Below are 18088 nucleotides of genomic sequence, written 5' to 3'. Positions count from 1 at the left end.
GGTCAAGCTCCGGTCAATCAGGAAAACGAGGGTTGGCAGGCCAGCAGCGCGGCACCGCGTGCACCACCGGCATCACCGAAGCGCGGCGGCACGATGGGCGGCACCTGCACGCCGTTGAACAGATGCGCGGCGATGGCCGCAGGCAGCAGCTGGTACAGCGGTGCGTACTGGGACAGGCCGCCGCCGAGCACGATCACGTGCGGGTCCAGGGCCAGCACCAGTGCGGCCAGGCTGTGGCCGAGCAGGTCGCGATGGATGTCCAGCGCCTGCCGCGCACGCGCATCGCCGGCCTCGGCCAGGGTGACCACCACGCTGGCATCGGCAGCGCTGCCACCGAGGTGACGCTCGATCATCGCCAGGCCACTCCCGGATACGTAGCGCTCCACGCAGCCTTGCAGGCCACAAGCGCAGTCGATGAGCGGCAGGCCATGTCGCTGCAGCAGGTGACCCGGCACGCTCCAGTGGCCCCATTCGCCGGCCAGGCCGTTGAAGCCGGACAGCAGGCGCCCCCGCAGGCAGAAGCCGCCACCGGCACCGGTGCCGAGGATGGCGCCGAACATGCTGGGGTAGCCATCGGCGGCGCCGCCATGTGCTTCAGAGAGCGCGAAACACTGCAGGTCGTTGCCGAAATGCAGCGGGCGCTGCAGGCGTGCCTGCAGATCAGCCGCCACGCATTGGCCGGTCAGCGCAGGCACATTGGCGCTGAGTTGGCGGCCGTTGCGACGATCACGCACGCCGGGCAGGGCGATGCCGATGGCCGCATCGCTGCGACCCAGCGCAGCATCGGCTTCAGCAACCAATGTCACCACCGCCTGCAGGAAGCCGTCGTAGTCGCCCTGCGGGGTAGCCACGCGGCGGCGCCAGGTGACCTGCATCGCCGCATCGCACACCACCAGCTCGATCTTGGTGCCGCCGATGTCGATGCCGTAGCAGGCGTTGGCGATCAGCTCAGCCATGGTGGATGGTGACACCCTTGACCACGCGGTTGACGGTGCCGTCCGGGAACGGATTGTCCGGGGTCAGGCCAAGTGCGGCCGAACGCTGCAGCGCGTACAGCTGCGCAAAGCCCAGCCACACCGGCGCAAGCCACGGATCGTCCAGCGCGGGCACGGTGAGGGTGTAGTCATCATCGGCGCCGATATCCGCGTGCGGACCGATCGACAGTACCTGCCCGGCCACGCCATCGCGGCGCAGTTCTTCCAGCAGGTCCTGCTCATAGCGGCGCGCCAGCGGCTGCCCGCTGCGCAGCACGACCACCAGGGTGCTGCCGTCCAGCGTGGATTTCGGGCCGTGGCGGAAGCCGAGCGGGGTGTTGGCCAGCGCCAGCACGCGGCCGGCGGTCAGCTCCAGCACCTTCAACGCGGCTTCGCGTGCGAGTGCTTCCAGCGGGCCGCTGCCAAGGTAGATCACCCGGTTGAACGGGCGCTGCGCCAGCGCGGCCACCGGTGCGTCCCACTGCGCCTGGCCTTCGCGGGCGAGACCGGCAATCTGCTGCAGGCGCGCGATGCGCGCATCCCACGGCGAACGGTCGAACACCGTCAATGCGGCCAGCAGCATGCAGGTCAGGCTGCTGGTCATGGCGAAGGCACGGTCGCAGCTGGCCGACGGCATCAGCAGGGTGCAGGTGTCGGCACGGCCGGCGCCACGGCGGGCCAGCTCGCCCTCGGCATTGCAGGTGATGTCGAGGAAGCGCGCATCGTCCACGTCGCTGCGCACGCGGTCGACGGCGGCAACGCTTTCAGGGCTGGAGCCGCTGCGGCCGAACGACACCAGCAGGGTCGGACGGTCGCGCTGCAGGTACAGCGCCGGATGGGTGAGCAGGCTGGTGGTATGCACCACGCGCACCTCGGCAGGCCACTGCGCGTTGATGGCATCGGCCACCATTTCGGCGATGAAGCCGGAACTGCCGGCGCCGGTGAACAGCACGCGCTGGTTCGGGTCGTTGAGGCTGTCGCCGAGGAAGGCCTGCAGGCGGTCGCGCGCACGCGACAGATCCTGTGCAAGGGCTTCCCACAGCGCCGGCTGCTGGGCGATTTCGGTAGCGGTATCGGCTCCGCCGCGGCGCTGCCAGGCGGACACATCGGAAAGCAGGGTGACGTCCATTCGGAGGTTCCAGTTGGGCCAGCGCACCATCTGCGTTTTCTTTCGAAATGTCAAATACCGAAAGTAAAAAGAAAGATATCGCGGTGATGACTTTCCTCGCGCGGCATCACTCTGGAAACGAAAGAAACCGCCAAATGCGGTATCGCACAATGCTTAACAGGGGTCTGCAAGCGCTTACACAAAGTATTGCGCCGCAACAACTTTCGTTTCATGTAAATATATCTTCCTTTTTCCTTTCAATTTGTTGACATCTTTCGAATCGCTGCCCTAGAGTCGGCCCAACCGCTTTCGAAACGCCCGGTGAACGGGTTGGGAGTCTGTGTGGAAATCTGCGTTCGTCGCTCGCCACTGCTGCTGGCCCTGTTGCCGGCATTGCTGTCGGCGTCCCTGTCGGCCCAGGCCGCACCGGTCGGCAACCTGCGCTCGGTCAGCGCCAGTGCCAGCACCGACGGTGCAAATGGCTGGGACCTGCAGACCGACAACGGCACGCGCATCCGCATCGAACTGCCGGCCGCCGACATCATCCGCGTGCAGGCCGGCCGCAACGGCAAATTGACCGGCGCCGGCGACAAGGCCGCGCCGATCGTGCTGCCGCAGCCCAAGGCCAACGTGCAGGCGCAGCTGGAAGAAGACGCGCAGGAGATCCGCGTGCGTACCGCTGCACTCGTGCTGCATGTACAGCGGCAGCCGCTGCGCCTGCGCTTGGAGCGCCTGGACAACGGCCAGCCCACCGCGCTGTGGCAGGAACTGCAGCCGCTGGATCTGGATGCCGCGCAGAGCGTGCAGGTGCTGTCCTCGCAGGCCGATGAAGGCTATTACGGTGGTGGCCAGCAGAACGGTCGCTACCAGTTCAAGGGCCGCGAGCTGGAAGTCTCGTATTCCGGCGGTTGGGAAGAGGGCGATCGCCCGAGCCCGGCACCGATGCTGCTGAGCAGCCGCGGCTGGGGCATGCTGCGCAACACATGGAGCGACGGCAGCTACGACCTGCGCCAGAGCGACCAGGCCACCCTGCTGCATCGCGAAGACCGCTTCGATGCCTACTACTTCGTTGGCGCCGATCTGCCGAAGCTGATCGAGCGCTACACCCAGCTGACCGGCCGCCCGAACATGGTCGCGCGCTGGGCGCTGTCCTATGGCGATGCCGATTGCTACAACGACGGCGACAACAGCAAGAAGCCCGGCACCGTGCCCGAGGGCTGGAGCGACGGCCCGACTGGCACCACGCCGGATGTGATCGACAGCGTGGCCAAGCAGTACCGGGCCAACGACATGCCCGGCGGCTGGATCCTGCCCAACGATGGCTATGGCTGCGGCTACAAGCAGTTGCCGGAGACGGTGAAGGGCCTGGCCGGGTACGGCTTCCGCACCGGCCTGTGGACCGAGAACGGCGTGGACAAGATCGCCTGGGAAGTGGGCAAGGCCGGCAGCCGCGTGCAGAAACTGGACGTGGCCTGGACCGGCAAGGGCTACCAGTTTGCGATGGATGCCAACCGCCAGGCGTTCAACGGAATCCTCGACAATTCCGATTCGCGCCCGTTCCTGTGGACGGTGATGGGCTGGGCCGGCATCCAGCGCTATGCCGTGGCCTGGACCGGCGACCAGAGCAGCAGCTGGGACTACATCCGCTGGCACGTGCCGACCCTGGTGGGTTCGGGCCTGTCCGGCATGGCCTACGCCAGTGGCGATGTGGACGCGATCTTCGGCGGCAGTGCCGAGACCTTCACCCGCGACCTGCAGTGGAAGGCGTTCACGCCCGTGCTGATGGGCATGAGTGGCTGGTCGTCAAACGCACGCAAGCACCCATGGTGGTACGACGAGCCCTACCGCAGCATCAACCGCGATTACCTGAAGTTGAAGATGCGCCTGACCCCGTACATGTATGGGCTGGTGCATGACGCCGCGCAGACCGGTGCACCGCCGGTGCGTGGCCTGATGTGGGACAACCCGCGCGATCCGCACGCGCAGGATGAAACCTACAAGTACCAGTTCCTGCTCGGCCGCGACCTGCTGGTGGCACCGGTGTACCGCAGCCAAGCCGCCAGCCGTGGTTGGCGCCGCGACATCCACCTGCCCGCCGGCGGCTGGATCGACTACTGGGATGGCCGCCGCGTGCAGGCCGCCGACGATGGTCGCCAGCTGGACCGCCAGGTGGACCTGGCCACGCTGCCGGTGTTCGTGCGTGCCGGTGCGATCCTGCCGATGTACCCATCGATGCTGTTCGACGGCGAAAAACCCCTCGATGAAGTGACCTTCGATCTGTACCCGCAGGGCGATTCGCAGTACACGCTGTACGAAGACGATGGCAACACCCGCCGCTACCAGCAGGGCGAGTCGAGCACGCAGCTGATCCGTGTGCAGGCGCCTGCCCAGGGCAGTGGCCCGGTGCAGGTGCAGATCGATCCGGTGCAGGGCCAGTACAACGGCCAGCTGGCGCAGCGCCGCTATGGCCTGCGCGTGCTCAGCCGGCAGGCGCCGCGTGCGGTGCAGGCTGCCGGCCGCATGCTGCCTGCGCTGGCCGACGCGACCGCGTTCAACAGCGCCAACGAGGGCTGGTACTTCGACGCCAAGGAGCGTCGCGGCACCCTGCACGTACGCACCGCTGCGCAGGACATCCGCCAGCCGCTGCAGCTGCAGCTGGACTTCGCCGTCGCCGCAGCGGCCGCCGACGATGCCTACCCGGCCGCACCGGTGCTGGGCCGCGAACTGCCGGCCGACAGCCTGCTGGTGGTCAATCGCCCGGCCGAAGAACCCGGCCATGCGCTGGAAAATGCCTTCGATGATGATCCGGCCACGTGGTTCCGCAGCGTGCGCAACCAGGCCGTGCGCACCGGTGCCCATGAGTGGGTGATCGGCTTCGGCGAACGCAGGATGATCGATGGCATCGACATCGCGCCGCGCAACGACAAGAACTGGAAGCACGGCCAGGTGCGCGACTACGAGGTGTACCTGGGTGACAGCAATGGCGAATGGGGAGAGCCCATCGCCCGCGGCCACCTGCAGCTGAAGGAAGGCGTGCAGCGCATCGACTTCCCGGCCGATGCCGGCCGCCTGCTGCGCTTCCGCGTGCTGAGCGTGCAGAACCCCGAAGGTGATGGCGCCAGCAGTACCGATCCGATGGTGACCGCTGCGCAGGGCAGTGCGCGTGCCTTCGATGCACTGCAACCGCGCGACGTCGGTCCGATTGCGCTGTCCACCTTCCACATCCTCGAACACCAGGAACCGGAGCGACCGGCCCGGCAGCGCTATCTCTCCGAGCTGCCGGTGCCGGCCGCGCTGGCCAGCCAGGTGCGCGCCGACAAGGCGTTCACTGGCGACGCCGGCATGCGCATGAGCGGCCTGCAGTTCCGCCGTGGCCTCGGCGTGGCCGCCAACAGCCGCATCGACCTGCGCCTGCAGGGTGGTTGGCGCTTGCTGCGTGCCGACCTCGGCATCGACGACGCCTGCCGCACGGCCGGCGGCCTGCAGTTCCAGGTCTGGGGTGACAACCATCTGCTGTACGACAGCGGCCTGGTGAAGGCGCCCGGCGTGGTCAAGCCGGAGCTGGACATCCGTGGCCTTTCCACCCTGAGCCTGCGCACGCTGGGTGCGCAGGGCAGCCAACCCGCCCAGGTCTGCGCCAACTGGGCCAACGCCGTGCTGATCGGCCAGGAGGGCGACTCCGCCAGCATCGTCGCCCCATGACCGCCACGTAACACCGCTCCTCCCCCGCCCATTCCGACTACGGCTTCACCACGACTGTGGGGGCCGTGGCCCGGGAGCGTTTTGCCCGCCGATCCACCATTCGCGCCGCACCCCTGCCAGGAGAGAACCCCGATGTTGCCCGCCCGCCACCACCGCCCCCCCTGTCGCTCGATCGCACCGCTGTCGCTGGCCATTGCCGGCGTGCTGCTGTCGGTCGCCGTTCCAGCCTTCGCCCAGGAGAGCAAGGACAAGGCCACCGACCTGGCCCGCATCGAGGTCACCGGTTCCAACATCCGCCGCACCGACGTTGAAACCGCCTCGCCGGTGCAGGTGATCAGCAAGCAGGACATCCAGAACATGGGTGCGCGCACGCTGCTGCAGGTGCTCGACAACCTGCCGGCCGCACGGCCAGCGCAGCAGGATTCGCGCTCGCTGTTCACCGGCTCGGACGGCGCATCGCAGGCCAACCTGCGCGGCCTCGGCGCACAGGGCACGCTGGTGCTGTTGAATGGCCGTCGCCTGTCGTACTACGGCGCGCCAGCCGGCTTCCAGACCCAGTTCGTCAACATCGATGCGATTCCCGCCGCCGCCATCGAACGCATGGAAGTGCTGACCGACGGCGCCTCGGCCGTGTACGGCACCGACGCGGTGGCCGGCGTGATCAACGTGATCACCAAGCGCAACTTCCAGGGCGCGGAGATCAGCTTCACCAATGACACCTCCTCGCGCATCGATTCCTACGGCGAGCGCCAGGCCAGCATCACCGCCGGCTTCGGTGACCTCACCGAGAACCGCTTCAACATCTACGGCGCGGTGAACATGTACCGCCGCGACGCGATCCCGCTGGCCGACTTCTATGACAAGCGCCCGGACCAGTACTACGTCAACAACCCCAACTATCTGAACAACCTGCGCCTGGGCGTGGGCAGCAAGCCGGGCCAGTTCAACCCGGGCAGCTATTTCGCGTTCGATCCGGTGACCGGCCGCCGCGTGCAGGAAGCCGCGCCGGGCTGCCAGAACGTACTGCAGGGTGAAGCCGCCGGCCCGCGTTGCGTCTGGGAAACCTGGATGAACAACGAGATCGACGCGGGCGCCAAATCCGAGCGCAATACCGCCTACCTCAACGGCACCTTCCTGGTGGGTGACAGCACCGAGATCTTCGCCGAGGCCACCTATACCGATATCGACCTGCGTGCCAACGGCGGTACGCCGCGCAGCTACGGCACCACCACCGGCAACCCGACCAGCTGGTTCTCGCGCGATACCGGCAACAACGTCAACCAGTTCCTGTATCCGTTCCTGGGCCCGAACAACGAGTACAACCACGCCAGCCCCGAGCTGAAGGCCATGATGGGTGGCGTGGTCGGCCTGCAGTACCTGCTGCAGGATGCCGGCGCCAACTACTTCGGCCAGCGCAACACCGACAAGAGCTACCGCGTGCTGACCGGCGCGCGCGGCAACGTCGGTGACTGGAACTGGGAAACCGCGTTCGCCACCGCTGGCACGCACTCGACCACCTACCAGACGATCAACGTCAACGTGAAGGGCTTCGAGAAGGCATTCGGTCCGTACAGCGTCGATCCGGGCACCGGCCGGGTGATCATCTCCGACCACCCCGCCTACAAGTTCGGCGAGATCAGCGAAGCCAACGCCGCACTGATCCGCGAGGCCTTCCCGACCTTCGACATCCAGTCGTGGACCCGCCTGCATACCCTGGACGGCAAGATCGAAGGCCCGCTGTTCCAGCTGCCGGCCGGCGACATGCGCGCCGCGTTCGGTTTCAACGCCAGCCGCGAAACCTTCTACACCCCCGGCAACGCCGACGCGGCCGCCGGCCTGATCACCCAGCAGGGTGGCTCGTGGTTCGATGGCGCGCGCAACACCTATGCACTGTTTGCTGAAACGGTGGCGCCGATCACCGAGAAGCTGGAGCTGGATGCGGCCGTGCGCGTGGACAAGTACCCGAACTTCAGCGCCAATGTCGCGCCGAAGATCGGCTTCAAGTACCAGGCCTTCGATCAGCTGATGCTGCGTGGTACCTATTCCACCGGCTTCCGCGCCCCCAGCCTGGCCGAGTCCGGCAACGGCGGCGTGTACGCGCAGCTGGGCGGCTTCCGCGATGAACTGCGCTGCGCCGAGACCAACGCCATCGCCAACCTGCTGCTGAAATCGCAGCGCGGCGGCGATGTTGACCTGGGCAAGAGCCTGCTCAACGTGGACTGCAGCCGCACCGTGGCCCGTATGACCCAGCCGAACCAGAACCTGAAGCCGGAGAAGGCGAAGATTGCCACGCTGGGCTTCGTCTACGAGCCGGCCACCTGGCTGTCGGTGTCGGCCGACTACTGGTTCATCTACCGCGACAACGAAATCGTTGCCCCGGACTACCGCCGCGCTGAAGACATCATCTCCTCGTCGCGCTCGCCGATCACCGACAGCGACCGCGCCAACGTGGCCGCACTGGCGGCGATGTGCGCCGACCCGGCCAGCGGCGTGAGCTGCCCGGGAACGCTGCCGGGCTACTCGGCCGGCAACGTGGCCAGCGTGGTGGGCCAGTACAAGAACCGCGGCAAGACCCTGATCGATGGCTTCGACATTGATGCGCGCAGCCGTTTCTCGCTGGGTGAGTGGGGCGGGCTGAACATCGGCCTGGCCGCCACCATCGCCAACCGCAACCGCTTCTACATGGATGAACAGAACGGCTGGTACTACGGCGACGTGGTGGGCTACTACAACAACCCGCGCCTGCGTGCGACGCTGAATGCCGACTGGACCTACAAGCAGGTCACCACCAGCATGTTCGTCAACTACGTGGGCGGCACCAAGTGGGCCACCGACCAGATCGACGAAGAAAGCAACAACAAGGAAACCTGCACCGGCGGTTACCTGGCCCTGCAGGAGAGCAAGTGCGATGGTGCACCGTCGTGGTGGACCGCCAACATGAGCGTCACCTGGCGCCCGGATGATGCGTGGAACCTGAGCTTCACCGTCAAGAACCTGTTCAACCGCCTGCCGTTCTACGATCCCAACAGCTTCCTGGGTGACTCCAGTGACTACGCCACCATCTTCGGCCGTGGTTACAGTGTGACGATCGGCTACCGGTTCAAGTAATCCCGTTTGCGTGACCAGGCGCGCCGGCCAAGGCTGGCGCGCCTTCAAGAGGAGAGTGATTGCCATGAAGCGTAGGGAATTCATCGCGGCCAGCGCCGCTGTCGCCGCCAGCAGCCTGCTGCCGCAGACCCCGGCATGGGCACGTGGCCGCAAGGTACGCCTGGCCGTGATCGGTACCGGCATGCGTGGCCTGGTGCTGCTGAAGGAACTGGTGCGCCGCGACGACGTGGAGGTCGTTGCCCTGTGCGATATCGCGCCGATCATGCTCGGTCGCGCCGTGGAGATGGTCAGCAAGGCGGGCAAGCCTGCACCGAAGACCTACGGCCAGGACCGTGACATCAATGCCTGGAAGCGCCTGCTGGAGCAGAAGGGCATCGATGGCGTGATCATTGCCACGCCATGGGAGTACCACGCACCGATGGCGATTGCCGCGATGCAGGCCGGCGTGGCCGTGGGCTGTGAAGTGGTGGCCGGCATCACCCTGCAGGACCACTGGGACGTGCTGAAGACCCAGCTGAGCACCGGCACCCCGTACATGCTGCTGGAAAACGTCTGCTACCGCCGCGACGTGATGGCGGCGCTGCAGATGGTGCGGCAGGGTCTGTTCGGCGAACTGGTGCACCTGCAGGCCGGCTACCAGCACGACCTGCGCGGGGTGAAGTTCAACTCCGGCGACCCGAACCAGCCCTACGACAGCGGCGTGGAGTTCGGCCCCAAGGGCTGGAGCGAAGCACGCTGGCGCACCGAGCATTCAGTGGAGCGCAATGGCGAGCTCTACCCCAGCCATGGCATCGGCCCGTGCGCGATGTATACCGGCATCAACCGCGGCAACCGCTTCACCCACATCAATGCGTTCGCCACCAAGGCGCGCGGCCTGCACGAATACACCGTAGCCAAGAGCGGCGGCACCACCCATCCCAGCACCAAGGTGAAGTTCAAGCTGGGCGACATCGTGACCACCACGCTGGCCTGCGAGAACGGCGAGACCATCCTGCTGCAGCACGACACCTCGCTGCCGCGACCGTATTCGATGGGCTTCCGCGTGCAGGGCACCAAGGGCCTGTGGATGGACGTGAACCATTCGATCCACATCGAAGGCCGCAGCCCGCCGCACCAGTGGGAGGAGTTCAAGAAGTACCAGGACCAGTACGAGCATCCGCTGTGGAAGCAGAATGCTGACACTGCTGCGAGTGCAGGGCACGGTGGCATGGACTGGTTCGTGATCCATGCGTTCGTGGAAGCGCTGAAGGCCAAGGCGCCGATGCCGATCGACATCTACGACGCGGTGACGTGGAGTGCGATTACCCCGTTGAGCGAGCAGTCGATTGCCAACAGTTTCCAGACGCTGGAGTTCCCGGACTTCACGGCGGGGCTGTGGCAGAAGCGCAAGCCGATTTTTGCGTTTGACGGAAAGTATTGAGGTTTGCACCCTTCCACGCTGTGACGGAGACGCCGGGTATTGCCCGGCGTTTTTGTTTCTGCCGCCCGTTATCGGTGGCTGGCGACTATCAGAAAACTCTGAAATTCAACCGGTTCCACAGTTTCTGACTTGAATACGTAACCCACATCGGAGATAACGTCCCCATGCGGCCACGCCGCAATCCGGAACAGGGACGATCCGAAGCAGGGCGGGAAAGGGCAATGGCTGCCCGAGCGCCTTCGTTCCTCCCGGTGCGGTAACCGCCCAGGAAGGAGAACAGGGATGTTGAAACGATTGAAGGATCTTTCGCGCGCAGCGCTGGCGATGGCCGCGCTGGGGTGCATGGGGACTACTGCGGTGCAGGCGCAGGAGGTGAAGAAGCGGTGGGATAGCTATCTGTCGATGGGCCAGCCGCGTGCCACCGAGGCCGCCGTCCAGAACGACATCAAGTCATTCTTCGCCCACTACGAGGACGACAAACCCTTTGCCTGGGAGGTAAAGCGACAGCATGTCCAGGCAAACAAGGTTGTATATGACTATCGGGCAAAGCCCGAGGCGATTGTCAGCACTGACTGGGTCTACAAGTTCTCCGGCCAGGAATACACGTCCGAGGACGATACTCGTCTTGCCATCCTTGCCAAGCTTGCGAGCGATCCGGAGTGTCCGGCAACCACGCTGGTCGAGGACGAGTGGACCGATATTCCCAGTCTTGGCCATGGCGACGATGGAAGCGTCACGCACGAGGAAAAGAAATTCCACTATACGATCAATGACTTCTTCGCCGGCACGCAGACGTGCAGCGCGAGGCAGGGTTGGCAAACTGCCTTCCGCGACCGAACGGCAGTGTGCCCGAATCGGTCCGGCATGCTATGGAACGACGCCATCCAGATGTGCTCGCTGATCCAGCAGGACGAGTCAGCGATGGCTCCGATGCTTTCATACACAAGTACACCATTGCCACCTCAAGAGTGCCCGGTTGGCAATCCCTGTGATCCGACTACTGGCGATAAATCCCAGCCGGAGCTCGATTTCGATTTTGGATGGGTAAGCTTTCGTCGCCACTACCATTCCCTTACCAGTACCGCCGGAGGGGCCTTGGGTACGGGGTGGACGCACTCACACAACCTGCGCCTTACAGCGGCTGTGGACAACTCCACCTTCCCTCCAAGTTCGGAGTTGAAAGTAGGCCTGATCGAAGGAGGTGGCGGGCAGATCGCATTCCAGAAGGTGGGGGGCCAGTACGAGGCCATGGATGGAAGGGGGGATCGCGCGGCACCGCAGGGCAGTGGCTGGCTGCTGTCGCGTGCGCAGGAACGCATCCTGTTCAACGCGGATGGACTGATGCAGCGACGCGATTTCGAGGATGGAACGTGGTTGGTCTATGCGCGCGACGCTCGTGGCCGGCTGCTCAGCATCACCCATTCCACCGGCCGTCGTTTGGATATCCAGTACGCTGCGCCTGGCGACGATGCACTGATTTCGACGATTTCGGTGGCCGGTCAGGTCGTGGCGGCGTACGGGTATTCCGCGACAGGCGAACTGACCACAGTCACCTATGTCGACGGTGGGTTAAGGACCTATCACTACGAAGATGCCCGCTTCCCCGGATACCTGACAGGCGTTACCGCCGAGGATAGCCGTCGCTACAGCTGGTATGGCTACGACGCCAAGGGGCGGGTGACCTGTAGCCGCCATTCGGGTGACTGCACACAAGCGGATGTCGGCATTGATGGGGTACGGCTGGATTACACGACTGCCGGCCCGGTCATCGTCACCGATGCACTCGGCAAGCAGAGCACGTACGCGCTTACCGCGAGTGGCAGCAGTGGTCTGCCACGCAAGGTCAACGGCATCACCGACAGCAACGGCACCGCTGGTCGTACCTACCTCCCAGAGGGCACGGACTTCCGCCGTCGCCTGCAGTCCTCCACCGACAGACGCGGCGTGGTTACCCAGTACGCCTACGCCGAGGCCAGCGACCCAACCGCAGGTGCGGTGACCGTGACAACCACCACCGAAGCGGCTGGAACACCCCAGCAACGCATCAGCGAGACGCGTGTCGCGCTCGACAGTAATCGCGTTGTGCAGCAGACGGTAGGCAATCAGGAAACCCGCATCACCCGCAACGCGCGCCTACAGCCGACCAGCGTCACCGTTCGCGATACCACGACCAACCAGACCCGCGTGACCACGCAGAACTACTGCGAGGCCGAAGGTCCGGATTGCCCGCACGTGGGCCTACTGCGAAGCACCGACGGTCCGCGTACGGACGTGGCCGATACCGCGACCTATGCTTGGTACACCGCCGATGATGCGGGGTGTGCGACCAACGGTACCTGTGCGTTCCGCAAGGGTGATCTGCGCAGCATCACCAGTGCGTTGGGCCATACCGTTGAGACCCTCGTTTACGATGCCTTCGGGCGCCCATTGTCAGTGCGTGATGCAAATGGCGTGGTGACCGACTACACCTATCATCCACGTGGCTGGCCCACGTCGGTCACCGTGCGTGGCGCCACTACTACCGAAGACCGAAGCACCCAGCTGAGCTACTGGCCCACCGGCCACGTGCAGCAGGTCACCGAGCCCGACGGCAGCAGCGTCACCTATGTCTACGACGCGGCCCAGCGGCTGACGGACATTGCCGACAGCGCCGGCAACACCATTCACTACACCCTAGACAACGCCGGCAACCGCCTGCAGGAGAACACGGTCGATGCGGGTGGCACGCTGCGCCGCACGCTGGCCCGTGTCTACAACACACTCGGGCAACTGACCACGCTGAAGGATGCGGGCAACAACGCCACCGGCTTTGCCTACGATGCCAATGGCAATCCGCAGTCGGTCAGCGATGCCCTGCAGCGTGAGACGACCCAGCAGTACGATCCGCTGAACCGGCTGGCGCAGACCCTGCAGGACGTGGGCGGTGTCGCTGCGGAGATCCGCAGCCAGTACAACGCGCTGGATCAGGTCACCCAGGTGACCGATCCCAAGGGGCTGCATACCACGTATGCCTACAATGGTTTTGGTGATCTGACCGGGCAGGTCAGTCCGGACAGTGGGAGTGCTACTTTCACTGTTGATGCTGCTGGCAATCGCAAGACCCGCACCGATGCGCGCGGCGTGACTGCCACCTACAGCTACGACGCGCTCAATCGACTGGTCGGTATCGCCTATCCGGACCCCAACCTGGACGTGGGTTATCACTACGACACCGCGCCAGCGGTATGTGCCAATGACGAGCGTTTCGCCAAGGGTCGCCTGGGTCAGGTGCTGCACGCCAATGGCAGCACAGTGTACTGCCATGACCGCTTCGGCCAGGTCACCCGCAAGGTGCAGACGATCAATGGTCTAGCCAGCACGCTGCGCTACGCTTACAGCAAGTCCGGTCGGCTGGCCGCGTTGACCTATCCGGACGGCAGCGTTGCCGACTATGCGCGTGACGCCCAAGGGCGGATCAGCCAGATCGGCCTGACCCGCCCGGGACAGACCCGGCAGGTGGTGGTCAACAACGTGACCTACGCCGCCTTCGGCCCGGCGACCGGCTGGACCTATGGCAATGGGCGCCAACTGCAGCGCCCGCTGGATCTGGACTACCGCCCGCAGGCGGTGCATGACCCTGCGGCAGGCGGTCTGTCACTGGGCTATGGCTACGATCCCGTCGGTTCGATCACCGAGCTGAAGAGCGGTGCAGGTTCTGAGGTGCTGGCCAAATACGCCTACGACACACTCGGCCGCCTGACCCAAACCCAGGATGGCGCCACGGGTACGCCGATTGAAACCTATGGCTACGACGCCACCGGCAACCGTACCTCGCTGACCACCTCGGCCGGGACCGCAAGCTATACCTATCCGGCTGACAGCCATCGCCTGATTGCCGTGGATGGTCAGGCGCGCAACCAGGATGCAGCGGGCAACACCACCAGCATTGGCAGCAAGACATTCGCCTACAACGACGCCAACCGCATGAATGCGGTGAAGCAGGGCGCTGCTGTAGTGGAGAGTTACGGCTACAACCATCGCGGTGAGCGCGTGCTGCGCGCACCGGCCAGTGGCAATGCGCAGGTCACGGTCTATGACGAAGCCGGGCAGTGGGTTGGCAACTATTCGGCGACCGGGCAGGCGCAGCAGCAGGCGATCTGGCTGGACAACTACCCGGTGGCGTTGATCCAGACACCAACTGCAGGCGTGCCGGAGCTGGCCTACATCCAGCCCGATCACCTGGGTACGCCGCGTGTGGTGATCGACCCCGTGCGCGATGTGGCGATCTGGGAGTGGAACAACAGGAGTGAGGTGTTTGGCGATCAGGCACCGGCCAATGACCCCGATGGAGATGGTGTGGCGTTTGATCTGGCACTGCGCTTCCCGGGCCAGCAGGCGACCGATGCGAGTGGGTTGTTCTACAACTACCAGCGGGAGTATGACCCGGCGGTGGGGCGGTACTCGCAGAGTGATCCGATTGGGTTGGCCGGCGGTGCCAACTCCTATGCATACGTGGGAGGGCAAGTGCTATCGTCCGTCGATCCACTGGGACTTATTGCTTACGTCTGTGTGAAAAACGAGACCAATGTGGGAATTTCGATTCCTATCAACTTTCAAGGCGCCTCGAGCGCACAGATCAATACTGCATCACGAGCTATTGAAAAGGCGTGGACCGGACGCTTTGGGAAATATCAGGTGACAACGGTAGTTACGTCGATTGCGCGATACGACGAGGTGTCCACAAATGCGATTGCTCTCCGGCCTGGGACTAGTGAATCATGGGTCAATTGGGCATTCAAAAATGAGGGTGTTTGGTATACGCCGGGCCAGCTGGGTGACACTACGTTCGCACACGAGGCTGGTCATCTTATGGGTCTTCCAGATTACGGGCCGGGTATGATGGGCCGAAAAATATACATGAACTCAGTAAATGAGGAGAATATCAAGGACGTGCTCAAAGCTGGCAACGACGCGATCAGGAAGGGGTGTGGCTGTGAATAGGGTCTTGCCGTTCGTAGTTCTTATTGCACTGCTCTCGGCATGCAGGCAGCCTGAGGAGCAAGTTTTGAGCGCCCGCCACGACGTTTGCGCTGCCCTTGGCAATGCAACCTACTCGGCTTTCGAGCCTGGGCCCGACTATGACGTTGGTGAAATTGTGGAGTCAGGTAGAAGGGTGGAGGTATTGATCGGCGGGCATCCTGGTTTTCCCACTGCTACTCTCGTGAAAGGATATGCCGCCATTGATGGCTTCAAGGTGATAGCAAATTCACGTGATGGAGATTCGGACGTACTGCTTTTTGCTCTGGCCACGGGATCCCCTCGGGGGCCAACCTACGTCAGATTATCGTCTCGTGACGTTAAGGGTGATTGGGGGCCTATCAAGAACGGATTTTTGGTCAGTTGTCACTCAAAGAAGTAGCGTGCTCCACACTCTGTTTCGCGCTATCCAGTTGGGCATAGGATCAGGTCCCGAAGGTGGCCGATCTTAATCGTCTACCCCTCACCTACGTCTACAACGGTTTCATCAATCTGACTGGTGGCTACCTCGTGGCGATGATCAATGTGACCGCAATCGCGCGAAGATCGTTCTGCAGAACGGGTTGCAGATGGTGCTCAGCATTTAGCGGGACCCTTCCAGGCCTCTCATGTCTATTCAAGTAGCGAATATTTCTCTGCGGATCTGGCATCCCTCCATGCGGGCGTCTGATATCGCGTTGGAGTTCGGTCTGACGCCCAGATTCTCAAGGACAGTGGGCGATCCACGCCCGCCATCTTCGGATGGGGGCCGGTACGAGGAAACGTACGTTTCAATGCAGCTTGTGCGCAAGGCGAGTGTTGAGTTGGACGAAGAGCTGCGTAGGTGGTGCGATGTGCTGTCCGCCAAGGCTCGGTTCTTGGATGAGATTGTCGGTGGCGACGGGAAGGCGGAGTTCTATGTAAGTCTCTTTACGGAAGCGTTGGGAGGTTTTGAGCTTGATCACAGCTTGCTCAAAAGAATTGTTGAACTGAGCCTTGGTGTCTCAGTTGAAATCTATCCTCCTGTGGTGGGGTGAAGCTGTTCGCTTGGCCTCTCAACCGGAAAAATCTGGGATGCATCGAAATAGAGGTATTGAATCAGCCGGAAAGCCGCATGGTGGACCGCAGAAGATCGCCGAAGCATGGGTTCAGTTCAATCGACTTCCCATGGGCGCCAGTGAGCGGCAATCGCACATGCAGGTGCTGGATGTTGTCGATGACATCATTCAGCGGGATGCCGACGGAGGATGGGAATTCATTGAGGCCGTCAGGCAGATGGATGTGGATGCACCTCTACTATCCAATCTCGCTGCTGGGCCATTGGAGGACTACTTGGTGGCCCATGGCGAGGCAGAGATCGAGAGGCTGGAGAGCCTGGCAAATCAGGACGCTTCTTTTCGTGAGCTGCTTGGCCGGACGTGGAAGAACTCAATGTCGGAAGAGCTCTGGCGGCGAGTACAGCGTGCCGCCCGGTCAGGCTGATTCCCAGCGCGCCGGGGAAGTTCCCGAGTGCGGACGGCGCTGACGACACCCACCGATGAGCGCCCACGTTCTACAAGCATCGCAGTGAGTACGACCCTTCAGTGAGCTGACACCCACATGGTGCGGAGCCGGCAAGAGTTGTGGTAACTGCAATCGTTCGACTGGAGAGGGTCACGCAATGAAAATGGAGAAGGTGGAACTACAGGCCGATAGTGTGGTGTTCTACTCGCCACGGGACGAAGCGCATTTTTTCGGCTGGCTGGATCAGATGGAGTGCGTCATGGACGTGGTTGGCCGGGGCCGGGTCATCTACATCCAGGTCGACAAGCGACGGGTGGATGCCGAGGCACTACGCGACATATTGGCTTTCTTCCAGCGCTACCGTATTGCCATGAAACAGCTCAGGGTGTTCGATTCAGAAGCCTTCTCGACCTGGTTCAGGCGCAGTGACACCTATTGGTACCGCCGTGTGTTCAGTCCGCCGGCGCCTAGCAAGGAAATTACATGACGGTTGAACGTGCAGAACGGCACAATGGGTGTCTGATGCGCTTGTTCACCTTTGCCTGCCCCATGTGCGCCGCCGATCGGCAGCGCTTTTCGATCCTTTCGGCACTCGCGCGTCGGCCGAAAAAGCTCTGTCGAGGCTGTGGGATCGTGCTTTGTTCACACCCATCAATCGGCGTGTATCTTCTATTCTTGCTATACACGCAATTCATCGGGCTGATCGCGGGCTTGCCGCTGATATGGGCCTACATGGAGCAGCAGTGGATGGCGATGGCCGCGCTCTGGGTAGCCGCGCTTCTGCTATGCCACGTACCAGCGATGGCGATGCATGCGCGAGGAACGATCTGCCGTGACAAGGTGGATCCAGATCGAAGCTACGTACGTGCCAAGAAGCAGGCCTCCACGCATGATCCTTGAGTTCAACGAACTGCCCTGGTCGGACGCCACCTTGGTTGCGGTGTTCGTTGATCGCAGCAAACCGGGTAATCAGGATGAAGTGGTGGTCCACGTGCGCTGGCCCGACGGACGTAACGAGCAGCTGACCTTCGTTGAATGCCGCGGCGCTCGATTGGCGCTCAACTTCGGAGTGCTGGGTGAGGACACGATCGAGCGTGCGTATGTCGATGATGGAAGCGAGGTACTGGCCGACTGCAGACAGCGCTGGGCGGCCTCGGGGGTGTTGCTGCCAGAACTTCGGTGCTTCCGCATCGAAACCTGCACCACCGGCAGTTCGCTCGACATCCTGGCCATGGGCTGGCGAGTCGATCCGCAGTGACGGCCGATGTAGAAAGCTGG

Annotated in this window: 11 protein-coding genes; 9 read left to right on the top strand and 2 right to left on the bottom strand. The window is 63.5% G+C overall.

Translation table 11 applies throughout. The features are described from left to right. Positions 1 to 17: 17 nt before the first annotated feature. Both ACEF39_RS20000 and ACEF39_RS19995 read right to left on the bottom strand, forming a co-directional pair. Positions 18 to 956: an ROK family protein gene (locus tag ACEF39_RS20000; protein ID WP_500286337.1), complete on the bottom strand. Its 939-nt coding sequence runs from the start codon at positions 954 to 956 to the stop codon at positions 18 to 20. Then, positions 949 to 2103, bottom strand: a complete 1155-nt coding sequence (locus ACEF39_RS19995) for an SIS domain-containing protein (protein WP_500286336.1) — start codon at positions 2101 to 2103, stop codon at positions 949 to 951. The genes ACEF39_RS20000 and ACEF39_RS19995 overlap by 8 nt, the downstream gene beginning before the upstream one ends. A 321-nt stretch (positions 2104 to 2424) precedes the next feature. Between ACEF39_RS19995 and ACEF39_RS19990 the strand changes: the two genes are divergently transcribed. The 9 genes from ACEF39_RS19990 (at position 2425) to ACEF39_RS19950 (ending at position 18068) form a co-directional block, all read left to right on the top strand. Further along, positions 2425 to 5784, top strand: a complete 3360-nt coding sequence (locus ACEF39_RS19990; protein ID WP_500286335.1) for a TIM-barrel domain-containing protein — start codon at positions 2425 to 2427, stop codon at positions 5782 to 5784. A 132-nt stretch (positions 5785 to 5916) separates the two neighbouring features. Then, a complete protein-coding gene (locus tag ACEF39_RS19985) occupies positions 5917 to 8892 on the top strand; it encodes a TonB-dependent receptor domain-containing protein (protein WP_500286334.1) in 2976 nt (991 codons plus the stop codon). Between the two features lie 64 nt (positions 8893 to 8956). Continuing rightward, complete coding sequence (locus ACEF39_RS19980) at positions 8957 to 10312, top strand: Gfo/Idh/MocA family protein (protein ID WP_500286333.1); 1356 nt, start codon at positions 8957 to 8959, stop codon at positions 10310 to 10312. Positions 10313 to 10594: 282 nt separating this feature from the next. Beyond that, positions 10595 to 15292, top strand: coding sequence for an RHS repeat-associated core domain-containing protein (locus ACEF39_RS19975; protein ID WP_500286332.1), 4698 nt, complete (start codon positions 10595 to 10597; stop codon positions 15290 to 15292). A 644-nt stretch (positions 15293 to 15936) separates the two neighbouring features. Further along, on the top strand, positions 15937 to 16344 hold the full coding sequence (locus ACEF39_RS19970; RefSeq protein ID WP_500286331.1) for a DUF4279 domain-containing protein: 408 nt from the start codon (positions 15937 to 15939) through the stop codon (positions 16342 to 16344). Then, a complete protein-coding gene (locus ACEF39_RS19965; protein ID WP_500286330.1) occupies positions 16316 to 16789 on the top strand; it encodes a DUF6869 domain-containing protein in 474 nt (157 codons plus the stop codon). Before ACEF39_RS19970 ends, ACEF39_RS19965 begins: the two co-directional genes overlap by 29 nt. A 178-nt stretch (positions 16790 to 16967) precedes the next feature. Further along, positions 16968 to 17297 (top strand): hypothetical protein, encoded by a 330-nt coding sequence (locus ACEF39_RS19960; RefSeq protein WP_500286329.1) that lies wholly within the window; start codon positions 16968 to 16970, stop codon positions 17295 to 17297. After that, positions 17294 to 17710, top strand: coding sequence for a hypothetical protein (locus ACEF39_RS19955; RefSeq protein WP_500286328.1), 417 nt, complete (start codon positions 17294 to 17296; stop codon positions 17708 to 17710). Before ACEF39_RS19960 ends, ACEF39_RS19955 begins: the two co-directional genes overlap by 4 nt. Further along, complete coding sequence (locus tag ACEF39_RS19950) at positions 17700 to 18068, top strand: hypothetical protein (protein WP_500286327.1); 369 nt, start codon at positions 17700 to 17702, stop codon at positions 18066 to 18068. Before ACEF39_RS19955 ends, ACEF39_RS19950 begins: the two co-directional genes overlap by 11 nt. The last annotated feature ends 20 nt before the right edge of the window (positions 18069 to 18088 follow it).

Source organism: Stenotrophomonas indicatrix (assembly GCA_041545745.1).
Classification (GTDB): domain Bacteria; phylum Pseudomonadota; class Gammaproteobacteria; order Xanthomonadales; family Xanthomonadaceae; genus Stenotrophomonas; species Stenotrophomonas indicatrix_A.
The sequence above is the reverse complement of the archived record's forward strand: the minus strand, read 5'-3'. Positions and strand labels throughout refer to the sequence as shown.

What these genes read in the sequence shown, in the direction of transcription:
- ACEF39_RS19955 (WP_500286328.1), top strand. Translation starts at nt 17,294, where the DNA reads ATGACGGTTGAACGTGCAGAACGGCACAATGGGTGTCTGATGCGCTTG.
- ACEF39_RS19985 (WP_500286334.1), top strand. Translation starts at nt 5,917, where the DNA reads ATGTTGCCCGCCCGCCACCACCGCCCCCCCTGTCGCTCGATCGCACCG.
- ACEF39_RS19975 (WP_500286332.1), top strand. Translation starts at nt 10,595, where the DNA reads ATGTTGAAACGATTGAAGGATCTTTCGCGCGCAGCGCTGGCGATGGCC.
- ACEF39_RS20000 (WP_500286337.1), bottom strand. Translation starts at nt 956, where the DNA reads ATGGCTGAGCTGATCGCCAACGCCTGCTACGGCATCGACATCGGCGGC.
- ACEF39_RS19980 (WP_500286333.1), top strand. Translation starts at nt 8,957, where the DNA reads ATGAAGCGTAGGGAATTCATCGCGGCCAGCGCCGCTGTCGCCGCCAGC.
- ACEF39_RS19950 (WP_500286327.1), top strand. Translation starts at nt 17,700, where the DNA reads ATGATCCTTGAGTTCAACGAACTGCCCTGGTCGGACGCCACCTTGGTT.
- ACEF39_RS19995 (WP_500286336.1), bottom strand. Translation starts at nt 2,103, where the DNA reads ATGGACGTCACCCTGCTTTCCGATGTGTCCGCCTGGCAGCGCCGCGGC.
- ACEF39_RS19960 (WP_500286329.1), top strand. Translation starts at nt 16,968, where the DNA reads ATGAAAATGGAGAAGGTGGAACTACAGGCCGATAGTGTGGTGTTCTAC.
- ACEF39_RS19970 (WP_500286331.1), top strand. Translation starts at nt 15,937, where the DNA reads ATGTCTATTCAAGTAGCGAATATTTCTCTGCGGATCTGGCATCCCTCC.